Below are 19,845 nucleotides of genomic sequence, written 5' to 3'. Positions count from 1 at the left end.
AAGGGGAGAATAAAATGAGTCATCGTTATATTCCGTTAACAGAATCAGACAAAAAAGCAATGATGGATACGATTGGTATTAAATCAATTGATGAATTATTCCAAGATATTCCTGAACGCGTACGTTTCACAAAAGAATTAAATATTAAACCTAGAAAATCTGAAACACCATTATTAAAAGAGTTAGCAGCATTAGCAAATAAAAATATTACAAGTGACACACATGTTTCATTTTTAGGTGCTGGTGTATATGATCATTACATTCCTACTGTAGTAGATCATGTCATTTCTCGTAGTGAATTCTATACAGCTTATACACCATACCAACCTGAAATTTCTCAAGGTGAATTACAAGCGATTTTTGAATTCCAAACAATGATTTCTGAATTAACAGGTATGGATTGTGCAAACTCTTCAATGTACGATGGTGGTACAGCGTTTGCAGAAGCTGCAATGTTAGCTTGTGGCGACACTAAAAAGAAAAAAATTATCGTTTCTAAAGCTGTAAATGATCAATCTCGTGCAGTGTTAAAAACATATGCAACAGGACAACACTTAGAAGTTGTAGAAATTGATGTAAAAGATACAGTAACTGATTTAGATGCTTTAAAAGCAGCGATTGATGAAGATACTGCATGTGTTATGGTTCAATATCCTAACTTCTTCGGAAGCATCGAAGATTTAGAAACAATCAAATCATACACTGAAAGTACGAAAGCACACTTTATCGTATCAAGTAACCCAATGAGTTTAGCATTATTAACGCCACCAGGTGAATTTGGTGCAGATATCGTTGTAGGTGATGCACAAGTATTCGGTATTCCTGCACAATTAGGTGGCCCACACTGTGGTTACTTTGCAGCAACGAAAAAATTAATGCGTAAAATGCCAGGTCGTTTAGTAGGTCAAACGCAAGATGCGGATGGCAACCGTGGATTTGTATTAACTTTACAAGCACGTGAACAACACATTCGTCGTGATAAAGCGACTTCAAACATTTGTTCTAACCAAGCTTTAAATGCATTAGCAGCATCTGTTGCTATGAGTGCATTAGGTAAAAATGGTGCTTATGAAATGGCTAACCAAAACTTACAAAAAGCAAACTACATGAAATCAAAAATGATTGAAGAAGGATTTACTGTCTTAGAAGGCACTACATTTAATGAATTTGTTGTTAAATTTAATACATCAGTTGCAGAAATCAATGAAAAATTATTAGAAGATGGTTTCATTGGTGGTTATGATTTAGCTCAAGTTGATGAAAAGTATGCGAATCATATGTTAATTGCTGTAACTGAATTACGTACTAAAGAAGAAATTGATACATTTATCGCGAAAGTAGGTGTGTTCAATGCTTAAGGGAAGTAGTCCATTAATTTTTGAACGTTCAAAAGAAAATAGATTCAGTTATTCTTTACCTGAATTAGAAGTTGATAATAAAAAAGTAGAAGATATTTTAGATAGTAAGTTTATTCGTAAACAACGTGCAGAATTGCCTGAAATTGCTGAATTAGACTTAATGCGTCACTACACAGAATTATCAAATAAAAACCACGGTGTGGATTCAGGATTCTATCCATTAGGATCTTGTACAATGAAATACAATCCTAAAATCAATGAACGTGTAGCACGTATGTCAGGATTTGCTGCAGCGCACCCATTACAAGATGAAAAAACAATTCAAGGTTCTTTAGAAGTCATTTATGAATTACAAGAATCATTAAAAGAAATCACTGGTATGGATGAAGTAACATTACAACCTGCAGCAGGTGCTCATGGCGAATGGACTGCTTTAATGATGATTCGTGCATTCCATGAAGCAAATGGGGATCATAACCGTACTAAAGTTATCGTACCTGACTCAGCACACGGTACTAACCCTGCATCAGCTACAGTAGCTGGTTTTGAAACAGTCACTGTAAAATCAAATGAATTTGGTTTAGTAGATATCGAAGACTTAAAACGCGTTGTTGGTCCAGATACTGCTGCAATCATGTTAACTAACCCTAATACTTTAGGATTATTCGAAGAAGATATTTTAGAAATTCGTGAAATCGTGCATGCTGCCGGTGGTAAATTATACTATGATGGTGCAAACTTAAATGCCATTATGAGTAAAGTCCGTCCTGGTGACATGGGATTTGACGCTGTTCACTTAAACTTACATAAAACATTTACAGGACCACATGGTGGTGGTGGACCAGGTTCAGGTCCAGTTGGTGTTAAAGCTGATTTAATTCCGTTTTTACCAAAACCACATATCATTAAAACTGAAGATGGATTTAAATTCGATCACGATAGACCACAATCAATTGGTCGCGTAAAACCATTCTACGGCAACTTTGGTATTTACTTACGTGCATATACTTATATCCGTACTATGGGTCCAGATGGATTAAAAGAGGCTTCTGAAGTCGCTGTATTAAATGCAAACTACATGATGAGAAGATTACAAGAATACTATGTATTACCATTCGATCGTCATTGTAAACATGAGTTCGTATTAAGTGGTTCTAAACAGAAAAAATTAGGTGTTCGCACACTTGATATTGCAAAACGTCTGTTAGACTTCAACTTCCATCCACCAACAATTTACTTCCCATTAAATGTGGAGGAATGTATCATGATTGAACCTACTGAAACTGAATCGAAAGAAACATTAGATTCATTCTGTGATACAATGATTCAAATCGCAAAAGAAGCTGAAGAAAATCCAGACATCGTTTTAGAAGCGCCACATGATACAATCATCGGACGTTTAGATGAAACACAAGCAGCTCGTAAACCAGTTTTACGTTACACTAAAGAAGGTTAATCATTAAGGTTTGGGATAATCCCAAACCTTTTTTAATTAAAAAAGAAGTGGCATATCCACTTCTTAAAATAATAGACTTAATTATTTTGTTTTAATTTTACCAGTATATTGTTTATAGCCGCCTTTTAACATATACATGTTTGTATAGCCATGTTTTTTAAGCATTCGAGCTGCTCTATAACTTGCAATTCCATTAGCGTCTATAAAATAAATCGGTTGATCTTTTCTTAAACCAGTCATTCGTGTTCTAAAAATTGACATTGGTATATTTCTAGCACCATTAATATGGCCGTAATCATAATCAACTTTTTCTCTTAAATCGATTAACTGTGCTCTACGCATATCTTTTTGAAAGTCTTCTTGACTTAACTCTGTAACCGTTTTACGATTGATAAAGTAATTGACTAAAATATAAATCGCTAAAACAAGAATTACAATACCTATTGAAATCCAAATGTTCATGTTAACCCTCCTTAGTAATCATAATATCTATTATAATCATCATTGCAGGGTTTTCATAGTATAAAATCATATAAAATGACGAATTAAAAGAGGTTTTTAAATGGAAGAATGGTTATTTTTAAATACAAAAAAGCATGATCCGTACTTTAATATGGCGCTTGATGAAGCATTATTAAATTTAGTATCAGAAAATAAACTTAAACCCATCATTAGATTTTATGGTTGGTCACCCAAGACATTATCCGTTGGTTACTTTCAAAAATTAAATAAAGAAATAGACTTGGAGAAAGTTAAACAAGGTGGATACGGTTTAGTTCGACGTGCAACAGGTGGTAGAGGGGTTTTGCATGATCATGAGTTAACATATAGTGTTATCGTGCCTGAGGATCACCCTGAAATGCCCAAAACAGTTACCGAAGCTTATCGAGTGATTTCCATGGGGTTATTAGAAGGTTTTAAATCACTTGGATTTGATGCGTATTTCGCATTACCAAAGACTGAAGAACAACGTGCAAAATTAAAAGATCCAAGAAGCTCGGTTTGTTTTGATGCACCGAGTTGGTATGAATTGGTAGTAGAAGGTAGAAAAATTGCAGGAAGTGCTCAAACACGTCAAAAAGGCGTCATCCTACAGCACGGTTCTATTTTACAATCGATTGATGTTGACGAATTATTTGATTTATTTATTTATAAAAATGAAAGATTAAAAGAAAAAATGAAAAAAGCATTTTTTGAAAAAGCTGTCAGTATTCAAGATTTAACTGATGAAGTGATTACGATTGAAATGATGGAAAAAGCATTTTTTGATGGCTTTGAAAAAGGATTGCAAATTAAATTAAAAGAAATCGAATTGACTGATGAAATATTAGATGAAACAAATCGACTTATAGAAAAATATAAAAGTGATGAGTGGACTTTTAGAAAGTAATTAAAATAAAGCATCGAGTTTCTCGATGCTTTATTTTAATTGAATTGTATTTGATCAAATTGATCAATGCCTTTTCTTAATTGTTCTTGTGCTTTAGTTAATTGCGCTTGATCACTTTTTTTATAACTTTGATTAATTAAATCAATACCTTCAACTAAATTTTTATCTGCTTTCATAATTTGGTCGTGGATATTATTAAAGCTTTCAGGCACATTATTTGAAGAAAATGATTTATCAAATGTTTTAGATGTTGATTGAACGGCTTTTGAGATATCATCAAGTTCAGTTTGAATATTTGGATCTTTTTTAAGTGCTTTAACATCTTCTTCAATATCAGCATAGCGTTTAAAATTATCACCCATATTTTTAGCATAAGTATTAAAAAAATCAGTATAATTTGTATTGCTCATATGGCTAGAAGAGCCTTTGATTAATTCTAGTTCTTTATTAATTTTTTCTAATGAATTATTGATTGCTTTATGCTTGATTTTTTCATCGCTAATTTTAGATTTTAAGTCTTTGATTTCTTTTTGTATAGCTTCCTTTTCTTCTAATTGTGGGTTTTCTTTGTTACATGCAGTTAAAAATAAAACACTCGAAAGTATTATTAAACTTTTTTTCATAATTTTTACTCCTTATAACTACCTATGATATTAATTATGGTAACATGGATATAATAGAATATAAATAAGAAGGGGCAGTTTTATATGAAGTTTGAAAAAGTACAACAGTTATTGAAAGATAAAAATGTAGATGCTTTAGTCATTTTATCACCACACAATCGTCGCTATTTATCTATGTTTACTGGTTCAAGTGGTAGCTTGTTAATAACGAAAAATCAAAATTATTTAATTACAGATTTTAGATATATTGAACAAGCTACAAAGCAAGCCAAAGGGTTTGAAATTATTAATGAACGAAATATAAGTATTGCTTTGAAGCAATTATGTGAAAAACACCAAATCAAATCATTAGGTTTTGAAGGTGATTTAATCACATTCCATCAATATACCGCTCTAAAAGATATCGCGGAACTTGTTGATGTTGCAGGTGAAATTGAAAAAATTAGAATGATTAAAGAACCATTTGAAATTGAATTGATCCAAAAAGCTGCTGATATTGCTGATGAAACATATGCATTTATTCAAACAATAGTGAAACCTGGTGTTTCTGAAATGCATATTAATCATTTAATGGAGATGAAAATGAGAGAATTAGGTGCTACAGGATCTTCATTTGACACTATAGTAGCAAGTGGTGTAAGAGGTGCATTACCACATGGTGTTGCATCAGATAAGATTATTGAATCTGGTGATATGATTACATTTGACTATGGTGCAATTTACAATGGTTATGTTTCGGATATTACAAGAACATTAGCTGTCGGTAATCCCAAAGATGAAATGATTAAAATTTACAATATTGTCCTTGAATCACAAATGACAGCTTTAAATACAATTAAAAAAGGGATGACTGGTGGACAAGCAGATAAGATTTCACGCGATGTGATTGCTTCATATGGCTATGGTGAAGCTTTTGGCCATTCTTTAGGTCATGGTATTGGTTTAGAAGTCCACGAAGGGCCAATGTTGCATAGTAAATCAGAAACCATTTTAGAAGAAAACATGTGTATTACTTTAGAACCAGGTATTTATATTGAAGGTTTAGGTGGCGTACGTATTGAAGATGACTGTTTAGTTACTGAAAATGGTCTAAAGCGCTTTACACAATCAACAAAAGACCTTATTATTTTATAAGGAAGTATTTTTAGGAGGATTTTCAATGATTTCAGTAAATGATTTTAAAACAGGTTTAACAATTGAAGTAGATAATGGTATTTGGAGAGTTTTAGAATTCCAACATGTAAAACCGGGTAAAGGTGCAGCGTTCGTACGTTCAAAATTACGTAACTTACGTACTGGTGCAATCCAAGAAAAAACATTCCGTGCAGGTGAAAAAGTAGGTAAAGCCCAAATCGATAACCGTCGTATGCAATATTTATACGCTTCTGGAGATCAACATGTATTCATGGATAATGAAACTTACGATCAAACAGAAATCTCAGAAACACAATTAGAGCACGAATTAAAATTCTTAAAAGAAAACATGGAAGTTCATATTCAAAGTTACCAAGGTGAAACTTTAGGTGTAGAATTACCTAACACAGTTACTTTAGAAGTAACAGAAACTGAACCAGGTATTAAAGGTGATACAGCCCAAGGTGCAACAAAACAAGCAACTGTAGAAACTGGATACACATTAAATGTACCTTTATTTGTAAACCAAGGTGATATGTTAATTATTAACACAACAGACGGATCATATGTATCTCGTGGATAATCATTTAAACACTCGAATATTTTCGAGTGTTTTTTTCTTTTTATAAGAAAAAAATGAAATGCCTTGAATTGGTCTGACCACTACGATAAAATGAATTAGTAACTGCTCATAATTTCTAGTATAAAAAGGAGTTTATTATGCAAATTGAAGATATTAAAAAATTGATTCAGTTATTAGATGAATCTAATTTAACTGAATTATGTTTAGAAGAAGAATCATATAAAATTAAATTAAAAAAAGAAAAAGAAGTTATTAGGGTTGAAAAAGAGGTTAGTACAATTTCTGCGCCAGCACTGACACATTCAAATCCGACACCACAAAATAGTCCAACTCAAGTGGATACTTCAATTGAAGATACTGATTATCAGATTATTAAAGCGCCTATGGTGGGGACATTTTATAAATCGCCATCCCCTGAAAGTGATCCATATGTGACAATCGGTGATCAAGTTAAAGCTGAAAGTATCGTTTGTATATTAGAGGCGATGAAACTATTTAATGAAATTCAAGCTGAAGTTTCAGGTGAAATCATTGAAATATTAGTTGAAGATGGTCAAATGGTTGAATTTGGGCAACCGTTGTTCAAGGTGAAATAATGAAAAAAGTTTTAGTTGCTAATCGTGGTGAAATTGCAGTTAGAATTATTCGTACGCTAAAAGAATTAAATATACAATCTGTGGCAGTATATTCTGAAGCGGACCGTGATGCATTACATACCCAATTAGCAGATGAAGCATATTGTATAGGGCCAACACAATCTAAGGATTCGTATTTGAATATCCCAAATATTTTATCAATTGCGAGTAGTACAGGTTGTGATGGTATCCATCCAGGTTATGGCTTTTTAGCAGAGAATGCAAACTTTGCTGAAATGTGTGAAGCTTGCCAAATAAAATTTATAGGTCCAAGTCATGAATCAATATCAAAAATGGGTATTAAAGATGTTGCAAAAAAAGAAATGATTAAAGCAAATGTACCTGTTGTACCAGGAAGTGACGGTTTATTAAAAAGTATTGACCATGCAAAAGCTTTAGCGAATGAAATGGGCTATCCAGTGATTATTAAAGCGACAGCAGGTGGTGGTGGTAAAGGTATCCGTGTTGCAAGAAATGAATTGGAATTAATTCAAGGATATAAAATGACAGAACAAGAAGCATCAAATGCCTTTGGTAATCCAGGCTTATATTTAGAAAAATTCATTGAAGCTTTTAGACATGTGGAAATTCAAATACTTGCAGATCAATATGGGCATACCATTCATTTAGGTGAACGTGATTGTACTATTCAACGACGAATGCAGAAACTTGTAGAAGAAGCACCTTCACCAATCTTAGATGAACAAACACGTGCTGAAATGGGAGAAGCAGCTGTACGTGCTGCTAAAGCAGTCAATTATGAAGGTGCTGGTACTATTGAATTTATTTATGATTTAAAAGATAAAAAGTTTTATTTTATGGAAATGAATACACGTATCCAAGTAGAACACCCAGTTACAGAAATGGTAACAGGTATTGATTTAGTGAAATGGCAAGTAAAAATTGCTTCAGGTACACCACTTGATATTCAGCAAGATGACGTTTATTTAAAAGGGCATGCAATTGAATTGAGAATTAATGCCGAGAATCCTTACAAAAACTTTATGCCTTCACCTGGAGAAATTAAGCAGTATATCACACCAGGAGGGTTTGGCGTTAGAATTGAATCAGCGTGTTATCCAGGCTATAAGATACCGCCATATTATGACTCAATGATTGCAAAACTTATCGTATATCAACCAACAAGAGCAGAAGCCATTCAAACTGCAATACGTGCATTGGATGAATTCATTGTATCTGGTGTTGATACAACGATTCCTTTCCATCATGCGTTAATGAATAATGAAATATTTAATAATAATGACTATGATACTACCTTCTTAGAATATAATGACATATTAAAATAAAATAAATCGCTTTAAATCTCTATTAAAAACATGTTATGATAGTGTTATATGAATTAGGGAGGCAAACACATGATTGAAACAAAAAAAGAACCATTAGGTACTGTTGAAATAGCACCAATTGTCATTGAAGTAATTGCAAGTATCGCAGTTTCTGAAGTAAAAGGTGTTCAACTTGTCCATAAAAATAAGTCTCTTGAAAAATTAGGTGTTAAAAACCAAAAAGGTATTAAAGTAGATGTTCAAGAAAATGCAATTAAAATTGATGCATATTGTATTTTTGAATATGGTACTCAAATTTCAACGACTGCAAAACAAACACAACAATCTATAAAGAATGCATTAATTAATATGACTGCATTAGAGCCAACTGAAATTAATATTCACATTATCAATGTAAAATTTAAAGAGAACTAATATAGAGGATGCTTGCATCCTCTATATTTTTGAAGGAGTTTATTATGTCAAGAAGTAAATCAAGAGAAAACGCACTTAAAATTTTATTTCAAATGGAAACAAAAACAGAAATGATTTCAAAAGAAACTGCAACAAGCTTTATCATTGAAGAAGGTAAGTCTGATGCATTTGCAAATGAGATTGTTGAAGGTGTTTGTGAACATATTACTGAGTTAGATTTGAAAATTAAACCTCATTTAAAACAATGGACGATTGACCGTCTTAACAAAATGGATCGCATTGTATTAAGAATGGCGACGTATGAAATATTATTTATGGAAACACCTGACAAAGTTGCTGTTAATGAAGCAATCAACATAGCGAAAACATATAGTGATGATGATGCATATAAATTTATCAATGGTGTCTTAAGTGAAATTATTAAAGTAAAAGAGTGATGTTATGGAGCAATATCTTTCTGTAAGTGCTTTAACTAAATATATAAAAACGAAATTTGAAGTTGATCCTTATTTACAACAGATGTATGTTTCAGGAGAAATATCAAACTTTAAACATCATTCAAGTGGCCATATGTACTTTGCGATGAAAGAAGCTAATGCTGTGATTAATTGTATGATGTACAAAGCAGCTGCTCAAAAACTTACTTTTAAACCTAAAGATGGTGATCAAATTCTTGTAAAAGGCCGTGTTACAGTATATGAATCTAGAGGATCATATCAACTGTATGTACAAGAAATGTCACTTGATGGTGTTGGATTATTATATGAGAAATTTGAACAATTAAAAAAGTCATTTGAAGAAAAAGGCTATTTTGATAAACAACATAAAAAACCAATTCCTAAATACCCTAAGCATATCATTGTATTAACTGCGAGTACAGGAGCTGCTGTTAAGGATATACAATCTACATTACAAAGAAGATATCCGATTGCAGAGGTTACTTATATTTCGACATTAGTACAAGGTGAAGGTGCAAAGGAAAATATTGTTGAAAACTTAAAAAAAGCAGATACATTAAATGCTGATGTTATTATATTAGGTCGTGGTGGAGGATCAATTGAAGATTTATGGGCATTTAATGAAAGTGTCGTAGTTGAAGCAATTTTTCAAACCAATACACCGATAATATCTGCAGTTGGACATGAAACGGATACGACTTTAAGTGATTTTGTGGCTGATTTAAGAGCGCCTACTCCAACAGGGGCTGCTGAATTAGCGACACCAAATATCAATGATCTCTATCATTTAATTCAACAATCAAAACAATATTTAAATCAACAAATGAAACGTAAAATTGATTTTGAAAAAGCAAAGTTAAAAAGATATACATCTCATTATTTATTACAAAATCCAGAAATGTTGATTATTCAAAGAGCGCAAAGAAGAGATGAATTAAGTTATCAATTAACTAAAAATATCGATGCAAAAATGAATGCGGAACGTCATCGTATTGCCATCATTCTACAACATTTAAAGCCACAATTACTCGAACATACGATTGTGAATAAAAATAATGAATTACAGAAGCATCAGCAATTATTATCACGTATTATTAATAATACAATAGAAAATCACCATTTAAGGCTTAAACATCAATTATTATTATTAAATACACTAAGTCCAACTCAAACGATGCTAAGAGGTTATGGGATAGTCAAAAAAGAAAATGACGTGATTCAATCAGTACATGATGTTTCTGAAAATGAAGAAATTCAAATTCATTTACGTGATGGTCAAGTAGATGCAAAAGTTATTAATATTAATGAGGTGAAATAATGACACAAGATTTTGAAACAATGATGAAATCATTAGAATCTATTGTTAATCAATTGGATAGTGAACAAGTTTCACTAGAGCAATCCATTGAACTATATGAAAAGGGTGTTAAGCTTTCTGCTGAATGTGAACAAGTATTGAAAGCTGCAGAAGAAAAAATTAACAAATTAAAAAAGAACGAGGATTCTAACAATGAATGATATGAATATTTCGTTGTTTAATGATTATTTAATTAAACAACAAAAACAATTCATTGACCCTAAGTTAAATGAATCAATGTTGTATTCATTAAAGGCGGGAGGAAAAAGAATTCGTCCACTTTTAATTTTTTATACACTTGATCTTTTTGGCATTGATAGAACAAAAGGCTATGATTATGCAGCGGCTATTGAAATGATTCACACGTATTCATTAATTCATGATGATTTGCCAAGTATGGATGATGATGATTATAGAAGAGGTAAGTTGACAAATCATAAAGTATACGGTGAAGCAACAGCAATTTTAGCTGGAGATGCATTATTAACTGATAGTTTTGGTGTGATTGCCAATAGTAAGGAATACTCAGATGGTATTAAAATTAATTTGATTTCATTGTTATCTAAAAGAGCTGGATCCAATGGTATGGTTGGTGGCCAAATGTTGGATATGAACAGTGAAGATAAATGTCTTACAGAATATGAAATGAAAAATGTTCATGCACACAAAACTGGTGATTTAATTACCGCATGTATTATTGGTGCAGGCTATATAGCGAATGCAGACGTAAAAACAATTGAAAAATTAAATAACATAGGTGACAATATCGGGCTAATGTTCCAAATTAAAGATGATTTATTGGACGTTGAAGGGGACTTTGAAAGTTTAGGTAAACCCGTTGGTAGTGACATTTCGAATCATAAAAGCACTTATGTTAGTATTCATGGTATTAATAAGGCGAAAGAGATTTTAGACCAAATATATCAACATACAATTGAATTAATTGATGATATTCAAAAAAATGCGGGTCTTAAAGAACTCGTTACTTATATTGTGAATCGCAATAATTAATATATTTATGTTAAAAGCCAATGTTTTGGCTTTTTTTGTTTTTATGAATATACAATTAAATGTTATAATAAACCATAACTAAGTATTAGACTGTGGGTGTAAATAAAATGGATATTACAAAAATTAAAGATCCATCATTTTTGAAAGCATTAGATGATGAAGCATTAATGCAATTAAGTGATGATATTAGAAAATTTCTAATTGAAAAATGTGCAATCACTGGTGGACATATTGGTGCCAATTTAGGTGTTGTAGAGTTGACAATTGCATTACATAAATATTTTGACAGCCCACAAGATAAAATTATTTTTGATGTGGGTCATCAAGCATATATACATAAAATCTTAACAGGTAGAAGTGAACAATTTGATACATTAAGACAATATAAAGGGTTAAGTGGATTTCCTAAATTAAGTGAGAGCGAACATGATGTATGGGAAGCAGGACATAGCTCTACGAGTCTGTCTGCAGCGATGGGTATGGCTAAAGCGAGAGATATTAAAGGTGAGAAATACCATGTTATTCCTGTCATTGGTGATGGAGCATTAACAGGTGGTATGGCACTTGAAGCTTTAAATCATATTGGACACGATAAAACGAATATGACCATTATTTTAAATGATAACGAGATGAGTATAGCGCCAAATGTTGGTGCCATGCATAATATGTTCGGTCGTTTAAGAACAAATCAAAATTATAATCGTGCAAAAGTAGATATTGATGGTTTCTTATCTAAATTACCTGGTGGATATAAGTTAAGAGAATCTGCAGACCGTATAAAAGACAGTTTGAAATATCTTGTTGTGTCTGGTGTTTTCTTTGAAGAATTAGGTATTAAATATATTGGACCAGTAGATGGACACAATTTCAATGATTTAAAAGAAGCCATTGAAACAAGTAAACGCATCGATGGGCCAGTGATGATACATGTGATTACTAAGAAGGGTAAAGGCTATCATCCTGCTGAAAGTGATAAAATTGGTACTTGGCATGGTTTAGGGCCATACAAACTTGAAACAGGTGAGGTCATTAAAGGTAACTCTAATGCACCGGCTTGGAGTAAAGTATTTAGTGACACAGTATTATCTTTTGCGAAGGAAGATAAAGAAGTTGTTGCCATTACACCTGCTATGCCTGTGGGTAGTAAATTAACGCGTTTCCAATCAGAATTACCAAAACAATTTTTTGATGTAGGCATTGCTGAACAACATGCAGTGACAATGGCAGCAGGTCTTGCAATGAATGGGATGAAACCTTATGTTGCCATTTATTCTACATTTTTACAACGTGCATATGATCAAGTATTACATGATGTAGACCGTCAAAATTTACATGTCGTTTTTGGTGTTGACCGCTCTGGACTTGTTGGTGCTGATGGTGAAACACACCAAGGTGTATTTGATATTCCATTTTTAAGTCATTTACCAAATATGACTATCATGATGCCAAAAGATGAACAGGAAGCCTATCAAATGCTTTACAATGCATTTTATCAATATGATGGCCCAATCGCGATTCGATATCCGAGAGGAAATGGACTAGGTGTTGAAGTTAAACCAACGAACGAACGACTCGTTAAAGGAAAATGGGATATTATAAAGCAAGGAGAAAAGGTTGCACTGATTTCATTTGGACCAACGCTTTCAATTTTAGAAGATGCCGCAGTAGAACTTGTTAAAGAAGGTATTAATGTAGAAGTTGTCAATGCAAGATTCATAAAACCAATGGATTTTGAATACTTAAAGCAAATAGCAAATAGAAATATGAAAGTTATATGTATTGAAGAATCTATGTTAATTGGTGGATTAGGTCAAATGATTCAATCCTATTATAGTGATGAAAAATTGGATGTAGAAGTGAAACGTATTGGCATTAATGATGAATATATAGAACATGGTGATGTCGATTTATTATTAAACGACATTGGTATTACAGTAGCGAATATTGTGAATCAAGTGAAACAAATGGAAAATGACCAAGATGAAAAAAATTAGAATTGATCAATTACTTGTTGATTTAGAATATTACCAAACAGCAGATGAAGCGAAACGAGCAATCATGGCAGGATTAATTTTTGATGACAACATCCGTATAGATACAGCTGGAGAAAAAGTAGATCCGCTTAAAGTGAAACTGCGAATTAAAGATAAAAGAAAAAAATACGTTTCTCGTGGTGGTTATAAACTTGAAAAAGCCATCAATTATTTTGGAATTCAATTAAATGATAAAATTTTATTAGATATAGGATCATCTACAGGTGGTTTTACAGATTGTGCATTAAAGTATGGTGCACAAAAAAGTTACGCCTTGGATGTAGGAACAAACCAACTTGCTTATCAGTTACGTGTTGATCCAAGGGTTACTGTCATGGAGCAAACAAATTTTCGATTTGTTGAAAAGTCACAATTCAATCCACTACCAAATTTCGTTTCAATTGATGTCAGTTTTATTTCTTTAAAACTAATATTTAACCAGCTTGTAAATATAATACAATCAGGTTGTGAAGTTGTTGCATTGATTAAGCCACAATTTGAAGTCGAAAAATCGATTGAACTTGAAAAAGGGATTGTAACGCAACCAGAAGATCATATTTATGTCATTGACCATCTACTTGAATATGTTAGAAATAAAGATTTTGTCATTAACGATTTAACCCATTCACCGATTAAAGGTGGTAAAGGTAATATTGAATATTTATTATACTTAACATACAACAAAAATAAAAATGACCATAAAAATAATACAACTTTTTCTGCTGAAAACATTGTGAAAATTGCGTTCCAAGAATTAAACCACTGTTAACATAAAGTGGTTTTTTTCATATACATTTCAACCAATTTATGCTAAAATCTATGTATAAATATACATTCGGGGGAAATCATTATGGCGAATAAAACGATGCGTCAAATTAAAATCAGAGAAATTATTTCAAATCAACAAATTGAAACGCAAGAAGAATTAGTAGAGAAGTTAAATGAATATAATTTAAATGTAACTCAAGCTACGATTTCTCGAGATATTAAAGAATTACAGCTAATTAAAGTACCAACTCCAAGTGGTCAATACATTTATAGTCTGCCTAGAGATCGAAAGTTTCATCCATTAGACAAGCTTGGAAGATATTTAATGGATTCTTTTGTAAAATTAGAAGGTGCTGATAATCTCCTTGTACTTAAAACATTACCAGGTAATGCGCAATCTATTGGTGCAATTTTAGATCAATTGGAATGGGAAGAAATCATTGGAACAATTTGTGGAGATGATACTTGTTTAATTATTTGTAAGGATAAAACGGCTGGGGAAGCTGTTACTGAACGATTATTTAACATGCTTTAATGGAGGAATTGAATGTTACAAACATTATCAATAAAGCAATTTGCGATTATCGAATCGCTTGAAATTGATTTAAAGCAAGGTTTAACGGTATTAAGTGGGGAAACCGGTGCTGGTAAATCAATTATTATCGATGCGATTGGCCAACTTGTAGGTGTAAGAGCAAGTCAAAATTTAGTAAGGCATGGCCAAGATAAAGCGATTGTTGAAGGTATCTTTGATATCGATCACAATGAAAATGTAAAGGCGATGCTTATTGCTAAAGATATATTATTAGATGACTTTATGATTGTAAAAAGAGAAATATTAAAATCTGGCAAAAGTTTATGCAAAATTAATAATCAAACTGTCACGCTAACAGAATTAAAAGAAGTGATGCAAGAGTTATTAGATATTCATGGCCAACATGAAACGCAAAGTTTATTAAAAGCCAAATATCACTTAACGCTTCTAGACGAATTTGCAAAAGGTCAATATGATGATATTAAAACTGAATATGAGCAATTGTATCAACAATACATGGACAAAATGGAGCGTTTGAAAAAGTTAGAGCAAAAAGACGAAGCATTATTACAACGTTTAGACATGATTCGATTTCAACATCAAGAATTAGTTTCTAAAGCACTTATTAAAGATGAAAATATTGAAAAAGAGCAAGAAATCAATCGATTAAGAAATTTTGAAAAATTGAATGCTGCATTAACACAGTCGATTCAATTGCTCAATAAAGATGAAAATTTAATTGATATGTTGTTTTCATTTAATGAACATTTAAAAGATGTAAATGATATTTTAAATGATGATTACAAAGAGACATTAGAACAATCTGAAAATTTTTATTACATATTAGAAGATGTTAAACATCGTTTACATAATGAAATTCAATCTAATGAATTTGATGAGGAAATATTAAATGCATTAGAAACAAGAATGAATGAAATTAGACATTTAGAACGAAAATATGGAAAATCATTAAATGAGTTAATTGTCTTTACTGATCAATTACAAGATGAAATTCATCTAATAGAAAATATTGATGAATCAACTGGTCAACTTAAATTAGAAATTGAAACAATCAAATCTAAATTAATGGATAAGGGTAAACAATTAGCAAAAGAAAGACGTATTGTCGCTCAAAAATTGCGTGAAGCGATTTTATCAGAGATTCATTACTTAGAAATGAAAAGTGCAAATTTTGAAATGTATTTTACTAAAACTGAACCTACGGCAACAGGGATAGAATCATTAGAGTTTATGATTAGTCCTAATAAAGGAGAACCGATGAAGCCATTAAATAAAATTGCTTCTGGTGGTGAACTATCAAGAATGATGTTGGCATTAAAAACAATTTTTGCTTCATCAAAAGGTAAAACAGCGATTTTGTTTGATGAAGTAGATACAGGAGTATCAGGAAAAGTAGCACAAAAAATGGCTGAAAAAATGCATGATATCTCGAAACATTTGCAAGTCATTTGTATTTCTCATTTGCCTCAAGTCGCAGCAATTAGTGATCAACATCTATTTATTGAAAAGCAAGAAATTGAAGATCGAACAATTACTAAAGTAACCGAACTAAATGAAGAAAAACGTATTGAAGAAGTGGCACGTATGATTTCTGGTGTGGAAGTAACGCCTTTAACATTAGAACATGCAAAAGAGCTCATCATGCAAAATAAAAATAAAGGGTGATCGTGGTGTTAAAGGTAGCAATTATTGAAGATTCAAAAGATGTGGCAAATGCATTAAAAACTTATTTAGAAAAGTTTGATATTGAAGTTGTTGCAATGTGTCACAATGGAAGAGACGCAGTTGAACTGATTCAAAATTATACCTTTGATTTATTAATGTTAGATTTAATATTGCCACATATAGACGGATTGACTTTATTAAAACACCACATTTCACCTAACAGAAATTATAAAATCATTTGTTTTAGTGCGTTCGGGAATGATGAAGTCTTACAAGAAAGTCTACAACTTGGTGCTAATTACTTTATCTTAAAACCCATCAATTATGAAAATATTATAGAAACTATTGAATTAATTTGTAAAACCAAAATTATCGATAAACAACATATTAATTTAAATGAATATTACTTTTCAGAAAAGTTAAAAGGGACAAAATACTTAATGACTGCATTAGAAATCATTGAAAAAAATCCAGAAAAAATTCATGAATTGACTACATTTCTATATCCCGAAGTTGCTAAAAAATATAGTGTTAGTAATGCAAGTGTAGAACGTTCTATTCGCACTGCGATTGAAAAAGCTTGGACTAACGGATTAGAGATAAAAATGAATAAAGTAGGAACTTACTTTAAACCAAAAATTGGTGAAATGATTGAATATATAAGGAGTAATCATGACTAAAATTTTTGCACATCGAGGTTATTCTAAATTATATCCTGAAAATACGATGATTGCTTTTAAGAAAGCGCTTGTTTTCGGTGCAGAAGGTATTGAATTAGATGTTCATATGACAAAAGATCATCATATTATTATCATACACGATGATGATTTAAAAAGAACGACAAATATTTCTGGTAAAGTAAATGGAATGACATTAAAAGAAGTTCAAAAAGCAAAAATTAAGCGTGCAGATCAATTATTTGAACAAGTACCTACAATCAATGAATTTTTTAAATGGGTAAAACCAACGTCTTTATTTATCAATGTTGAAATTAAAGGTATTACAGAAGGCGTATTAGAAAAGAAATTGATTCAATTGATTCATCAATACAGCTTATCAGATCGTATAGTCATCTCATCGTTTAATGAAAATGCATTAGAAATCATACATCAAATAGATCCTGAAATTGAAACGGCTTATTTATTTGATTCTTTTAAAAAGATGCATCATCATAAAATAAAATTAAATCATGTACACGGATTGCATCCTAATCACAGAAAATTGTTTACGGCAGATTTAAGAAAATTGATGGGTGATAAAACGAAATTAAGATTATATACAGTGAATCAGAAATCAAAAATGATTAAGTATTTAAAACAAGGTGTAGATGCCATTATTACAGACGATGTTGAATTGGCTGTAAAGTTAAAAGCAATGTTAAAAGGTTGATGTCAAAGCAGACATCAACCTTTTTTTTGATAATGGTTTGTAGTTTTTAAAAATTTCTCTTGAGCACGTTTAGATTTTTTTTCTATATGGAGTATGTAGCCACCCACAAAACTAACACCCAAACACATTAATAAAAAACCAATTAAAAATTGTAACCAAATATAGTGTAGCTCAGGTGTCAATACACCAAAAACTGCATCTCTCATCCACTTTATTCCTAGACCTGCTAAATATATTGGAATTACTAAAATTAATAATGCTATTATTTTTTTCATTTAATCACCAATTACATTATATAGAATCAAATTAGAAATAACAATACACTCAATTTGATTTTACACATGACTGTATAGTTTTATATATTATATTAGAATATCAATAGAGATAATATTTTATAATTGTATTAAAATATGTTTTTTACATCGATTTATCTTGTAAGCGTTTTAGTTGTTTAAAGTACTCATGTATTATTGTGAAAAAAGGAGTTTAATTTTCAGAATTTTTAAATGTAATATTTTTGTTTTACATATTTTAGTTTTTAGGTAAAATAAAATAAGGAATCAAAATTAATTTTATAAAAGGGGATAAAATTATGATTTTCAAAACATTAGAGCAATATGATTATGAACAAGTCGTTTTCTGTCAAGACAAAGCAAGTGGATTAAAAGCAATTATTGCCATTCATGATTCAACATTAGGTCCAGCATTAGGTGGATGCCGTATGTGGCCATATGCTACTGAAGAAGAAGCTGTTGAAGATGCATTACGTCTTGCTAGAGGAATGACTTATAAAAATGCAGCTGCAGGGCTTAATCTTGGGGGAGCGAAAACAGTTGTAATTGGAGATCCTAAAAAAGATAAATCAGAGGCTTTATTTAGAGCGCTAGGTAGATATATTCAAAGTTTAAATGGACGATATATTACAGCTGAAGATGTTGGAACCACAGTTAATGACATGGATATTATGCATGAAGAAACAGATTTTGTAGTTGGTTTATCAGAAAGTTATGGGTCTTCAGGAAATCCAAGTCCAATGACAGCTTTAGGTGTATATAAAGCAATGAAACGTACAGCGAAAGAGGCTTTTGGTACTGACGATTTAAAAGATAAAGTTGTTGCTGTTCAAGGTGTGGGTAATGTATCTTATACTTTATGTAAATACCTTCATGACGAGGGTGCAAAATTAATTGTAACTGATATATTCCAAGAATCTATTGATCGAGCAGTTAATGACTTTGGGGCAACGGCAGTAAAGCCAGAAGAAATTTATAGTGTTGATGCAGATATTTTTGCACCATGTGCTTTAGGTGCAATCTTAAATGATGAAACAATTCCGCAATTAAAAGTTAAAGCAGTATGTGGTTCTGCGAATAACCAATTAAAAGAAATGAAACATGCAGATATGTTGGCAAGTCGTGGTATTATTTATGCGCCGGACTTTGTCGTGAATTCTGGCGGCGTGATTAATGTTGCTGATGAATTAAATGGATATAATGAGGACCGTGCAACAAAGAAAATAAATGAAATTTATGATCAAATGGACAAAGTATTTACGATTGCTAAACGTGATAATATTTCTACTGCTGTAGCTGCAGAACGAATGGCAGAAGAAAGAATCGACCAAATGATGCGTGTTCGTAGTACATTTAGTATGAATGAGCATTCATTAATTTCAAGAAGAAATAAATAAATTTAATGAATAATAACG

Annotated in this window: 22 protein-coding genes; 19 read left to right on the top strand and 3 right to left on the bottom strand. The window is 31.6% G+C overall.

Annotated elements, in window-relative coordinates; translation table 11 throughout:
* Window positions 1-14: 14 nt before the first annotated feature.
* Window positions 15-1,358 carry an aminomethyl-transferring glycine dehydrogenase subunit GcvPA gene (gene gcvPA, locus ER639_RS03220; protein WP_129064312.1) on the top strand — a complete coding sequence of 448 codons (1,344 nt, stop codon included), beginning with the start codon at window positions 15-17 and terminating at the stop codon, window positions 1,356-1,358.
* Entirely contained in the window at window positions 1,351-2,814 is a 1,464-nt protein-coding gene (gcvPB, locus tag ER639_RS03215; RefSeq protein WP_129064311.1) for an aminomethyl-transferring glycine dehydrogenase subunit GcvPB, read from the top strand. Before gcvPA ends, gcvPB begins: the two co-directional genes overlap by 8 nt.
* Before the next feature lie 81 nt (window positions 2,815-2,895).
* Here gcvPB and ER639_RS03210 read toward each other — a convergent pair whose 3' ends face one another.
* The gene (locus tag ER639_RS03210) at window positions 2,896-3,276 is read right to left on the bottom strand and encodes a rhodanese-like domain-containing protein (protein WP_129064310.1); all 381 of its coding nucleotides are present in this window, start codon (window positions 3,274-3,276) and stop codon (window positions 2,896-2,898) included.
* Window positions 3,277-3,376: 100 nt separating this feature from the next.
* Here ER639_RS03210 and ER639_RS03205 point away from each other — a divergent pair, with 100 nt between their 5' ends.
* The gene (locus ER639_RS03205; protein ID WP_129064309.1) at window positions 3,377-4,204 is read left to right on the top strand and encodes a lipoate--protein ligase family protein; all 828 of its coding nucleotides are present in this window, start codon (window positions 3,377-3,379) and stop codon (window positions 4,202-4,204) included.
* Between the two features lie 35 nt (window positions 4,205-4,239).
* Here ER639_RS03205 and ER639_RS03200 read toward each other — a convergent pair whose 3' ends face one another.
* Window positions 4,240-4,827 carry a lipoprotein gene (locus tag ER639_RS03200; protein ID WP_129064308.1) on the bottom strand — a complete coding sequence of 196 codons (588 nt, stop codon included), beginning with the start codon at window positions 4,825-4,827 and terminating at the stop codon, window positions 4,240-4,242.
* Between the two features lie 84 nt (window positions 4,828-4,911).
* On the opposite strand from ER639_RS03200, the gene ER639_RS03195 reads away from it, so the two are divergent.
* The 15 genes from ER639_RS03195 (at window position 4,912) to ER639_RS03125 (ending at window position 18,137) form a co-directional block, all read left to right on the top strand.
* The gene (locus ER639_RS03195) at window positions 4,912-5,961 is read left to right on the top strand and encodes a M24 family metallopeptidase (protein ID WP_129064307.1); all 1,050 of its coding nucleotides are present in this window, start codon (window positions 4,912-4,914) and stop codon (window positions 5,959-5,961) included.
* Window positions 5,962-5,986: 25 nt separating this feature from the next.
* On the top strand, window positions 5,987-6,544 hold the full coding sequence (efp, locus tag ER639_RS03190) for an elongation factor P (protein WP_129064306.1): 558 nt from the start codon (window positions 5,987-5,989) through the stop codon (window positions 6,542-6,544).
* A gap of 137 nt (window positions 6,545-6,681) precedes the next feature.
* The gene (gene accB / locus ER639_RS03185; RefSeq protein WP_129064305.1) at window positions 6,682-7,140 is read left to right on the top strand and encodes an acetyl-CoA carboxylase biotin carboxyl carrier protein; all 459 of its coding nucleotides are present in this window, start codon (window positions 6,682-6,684) and stop codon (window positions 7,138-7,140) included.
* Window positions 7,140-8,486, top strand: coding sequence for an acetyl-CoA carboxylase biotin carboxylase subunit (accC, locus tag ER639_RS03180; RefSeq protein ID WP_129064304.1), 1,347 nt, complete (start codon window positions 7,140-7,142; stop codon window positions 8,484-8,486). The genes accB and accC overlap by 1 nt, the downstream gene beginning before the upstream one ends.
* Before the next feature lie 69 nt (window positions 8,487-8,555).
* The gene (locus tag ER639_RS03175) at window positions 8,556-8,900 is read left to right on the top strand and encodes an Asp23/Gls24 family envelope stress response protein (protein ID WP_129064303.1); all 345 of its coding nucleotides are present in this window, start codon (window positions 8,556-8,558) and stop codon (window positions 8,898-8,900) included.
* A gap of 44 nt (window positions 8,901-8,944) precedes the next feature.
* Window positions 8,945-9,337, top strand: coding sequence for a transcription antitermination factor NusB (gene nusB, locus ER639_RS03170; protein ID WP_129064302.1), 393 nt, complete (start codon window positions 8,945-8,947; stop codon window positions 9,335-9,337).
* A 4-nt stretch (window positions 9,338-9,341) separates the two neighbouring features.
* Window positions 9,342-10,676, top strand: coding sequence for an exodeoxyribonuclease VII large subunit (gene xseA / locus ER639_RS03165; RefSeq protein WP_129064301.1), 1,335 nt, complete (start codon window positions 9,342-9,344; stop codon window positions 10,674-10,676).
* Window positions 10,676-10,876, top strand: a complete 201-nt coding sequence (gene xseB, locus ER639_RS03160; protein ID WP_129064300.1) for an exodeoxyribonuclease VII small subunit — start codon at window positions 10,676-10,678, stop codon at window positions 10,874-10,876. The genes xseA and xseB overlap by 1 nt, the downstream gene beginning before the upstream one ends.
* Window positions 10,869-11,726 (top strand): polyprenyl synthetase family protein, encoded by an 858-nt coding sequence (locus ER639_RS03155; protein WP_129064299.1) that lies wholly within the window; start codon window positions 10,869-10,871, stop codon window positions 11,724-11,726. The genes xseB and ER639_RS03155 overlap by 8 nt, the downstream gene beginning before the upstream one ends.
* Window positions 11,727-11,833: 107 nt before the next feature.
* Window positions 11,834-13,720, top strand: coding sequence for a 1-deoxy-D-xylulose-5-phosphate synthase (dxs, locus tag ER639_RS03150; RefSeq protein WP_129064298.1), 1,887 nt, complete (start codon window positions 11,834-11,836; stop codon window positions 13,718-13,720).
* Window positions 13,707-14,528, top strand: a complete 822-nt coding sequence (locus tag ER639_RS03145; protein ID WP_129064297.1) for a TlyA family RNA methyltransferase — start codon at window positions 13,707-13,709, stop codon at window positions 14,526-14,528. The genes dxs and ER639_RS03145 overlap by 14 nt, the downstream gene beginning before the upstream one ends.
* An 81-nt stretch (window positions 14,529-14,609) precedes the next feature.
* Window positions 14,610-15,062 (top strand): transcriptional regulator AhrC/ArgR, encoded by a 453-nt coding sequence (ahrC, locus tag ER639_RS03140; protein ID WP_129064296.1) that lies wholly within the window; start codon window positions 14,610-14,612, stop codon window positions 15,060-15,062.
* Window positions 15,063-15,074: 12 nt separating this feature from the next.
* The gene (gene recN / locus ER639_RS03135; protein ID WP_129064295.1) at window positions 15,075-16,748 is read left to right on the top strand and encodes a DNA repair protein RecN; all 1,674 of its coding nucleotides are present in this window, start codon (window positions 15,075-15,077) and stop codon (window positions 16,746-16,748) included.
* Window positions 16,749-16,753: 5 nt separating this feature from the next.
* Entirely contained in the window at window positions 16,754-17,428 is a 675-nt protein-coding gene (locus ER639_RS03130) for a response regulator (RefSeq protein ID WP_164993338.1), read from the top strand.
* Window positions 17,421-18,137 (top strand): glycerophosphodiester phosphodiesterase family protein, encoded by a 717-nt coding sequence (locus ER639_RS03125; RefSeq protein ID WP_129064293.1) that lies wholly within the window; start codon window positions 17,421-17,423, stop codon window positions 18,135-18,137. The genes ER639_RS03130 and ER639_RS03125 overlap by 8 nt, the downstream gene beginning before the upstream one ends.
* 14 nt (window positions 18,138-18,151) lie before the next feature.
* Here the strand turns inward: ER639_RS03125 and ER639_RS03120 are convergent, their stop codons facing one another.
* Complete coding sequence (locus ER639_RS03120; protein WP_129064292.1) at window positions 18,152-18,412, bottom strand: DUF2627 domain-containing protein; 261 nt, start codon at window positions 18,410-18,412, stop codon at window positions 18,152-18,154.
* Window positions 18,413-18,729: 317 nt separating this feature from the next.
* Here ER639_RS03120 and ER639_RS03115 point away from each other — a divergent pair, with 317 nt between their 5' ends.
* Window positions 18,730-19,827, top strand: a complete 1,098-nt coding sequence (locus tag ER639_RS03115; protein ID WP_129064291.1) for a Glu/Leu/Phe/Val dehydrogenase dimerization domain-containing protein — start codon at window positions 18,730-18,732, stop codon at window positions 19,825-19,827.
* Window positions 19,828-19,845: the final 18 nt, after the last annotated feature.

It is taken from the genome of Macrococcus sp. DPC7161 (genome assembly GCF_004117835.1).
Classification (GTDB): domain Bacteria; phylum Bacillota; class Bacilli; order Staphylococcales; family Staphylococcaceae; genus SDSC01.
The sequence above is the reverse complement of the archived record's forward strand: the minus strand, read 5'-3'. Positions and strand labels throughout refer to the sequence as shown.

Excerpts from the sequence above, each read along its gene's own strand:
- gcvPA (WP_129064312.1), top strand. The coding sequence starts at position 15 with ATGAGTCATCGTTATATTCCGTTAACAGAATCAGACAAAAAAGCAATG.
- gcvPB (WP_129064311.1), top strand. The coding sequence starts at position 1,351 with ATGCTTAAGGGAAGTAGTCCATTAATTTTTGAACGTTCAAAAGAAAAT.
- ER639_RS03210 (WP_129064310.1), bottom strand. The coding sequence starts at position 3,276 with ATGAACATTTGGATTTCAATAGGTATTGTAATTCTTGTTTTAGCGATT.
- ER639_RS03205 (WP_129064309.1), top strand. The coding sequence starts at position 3,377 with ATGGAAGAATGGTTATTTTTAAATACAAAAAAGCATGATCCGTACTTT.
- ER639_RS03200 (WP_129064308.1), bottom strand. The coding sequence starts at position 4,827 with ATGAAAAAAAGTTTAATAATACTTTCGAGTGTTTTATTTTTAACTGCA.
- ER639_RS03195 (WP_129064307.1), top strand. The coding sequence starts at position 4,912 with ATGAAGTTTGAAAAAGTACAACAGTTATTGAAAGATAAAAATGTAGAT.
- efp (WP_129064306.1), top strand. The coding sequence starts at position 5,987 with ATGATTTCAGTAAATGATTTTAAAACAGGTTTAACAATTGAAGTAGAT.
- accB (WP_129064305.1), top strand. The coding sequence starts at position 6,682 with ATGCAAATTGAAGATATTAAAAAATTGATTCAGTTATTAGATGAATCT.
- accC (WP_129064304.1), top strand. The coding sequence starts at position 7,140 with ATGAAAAAAGTTTTAGTTGCTAATCGTGGTGAAATTGCAGTTAGAATT.
- ER639_RS03175 (WP_129064303.1), top strand. The coding sequence starts at position 8,556 with ATGATTGAAACAAAAAAAGAACCATTAGGTACTGTTGAAATAGCACCA.
- nusB (WP_129064302.1), top strand. The coding sequence starts at position 8,945 with ATGTCAAGAAGTAAATCAAGAGAAAACGCACTTAAAATTTTATTTCAA.
- xseA (WP_129064301.1), top strand. The coding sequence starts at position 9,342 with ATGGAGCAATATCTTTCTGTAAGTGCTTTAACTAAATATATAAAAACG.
- xseB (WP_129064300.1), top strand. The coding sequence starts at position 10,676 with ATGACACAAGATTTTGAAACAATGATGAAATCATTAGAATCTATTGTT.
- ER639_RS03155 (WP_129064299.1), top strand. The coding sequence starts at position 10,869 with ATGAATGATATGAATATTTCGTTGTTTAATGATTATTTAATTAAACAA.
- dxs (WP_129064298.1), top strand. The coding sequence starts at position 11,834 with ATGGATATTACAAAAATTAAAGATCCATCATTTTTGAAAGCATTAGAT.
- ER639_RS03145 (WP_129064297.1), top strand. The coding sequence starts at position 13,707 with ATGAAAAAAATTAGAATTGATCAATTACTTGTTGATTTAGAATATTAC.
- ahrC (WP_129064296.1), top strand. The coding sequence starts at position 14,610 with ATGGCGAATAAAACGATGCGTCAAATTAAAATCAGAGAAATTATTTCA.
- recN (WP_129064295.1), top strand. The coding sequence starts at position 15,075 with ATGTTACAAACATTATCAATAAAGCAATTTGCGATTATCGAATCGCTT.
- ER639_RS03125 (WP_129064293.1), top strand. The coding sequence starts at position 17,421 with ATGACTAAAATTTTTGCACATCGAGGTTATTCTAAATTATATCCTGAA.
- ER639_RS03120 (WP_129064292.1), bottom strand. The coding sequence starts at position 18,412 with ATGAAAAAAATAATAGCATTATTAATTTTAGTAATTCCAATATATTTA.
- ER639_RS03115 (WP_129064291.1), top strand. The coding sequence starts at position 18,730 with ATGATTTTCAAAACATTAGAGCAATATGATTATGAACAAGTCGTTTTC.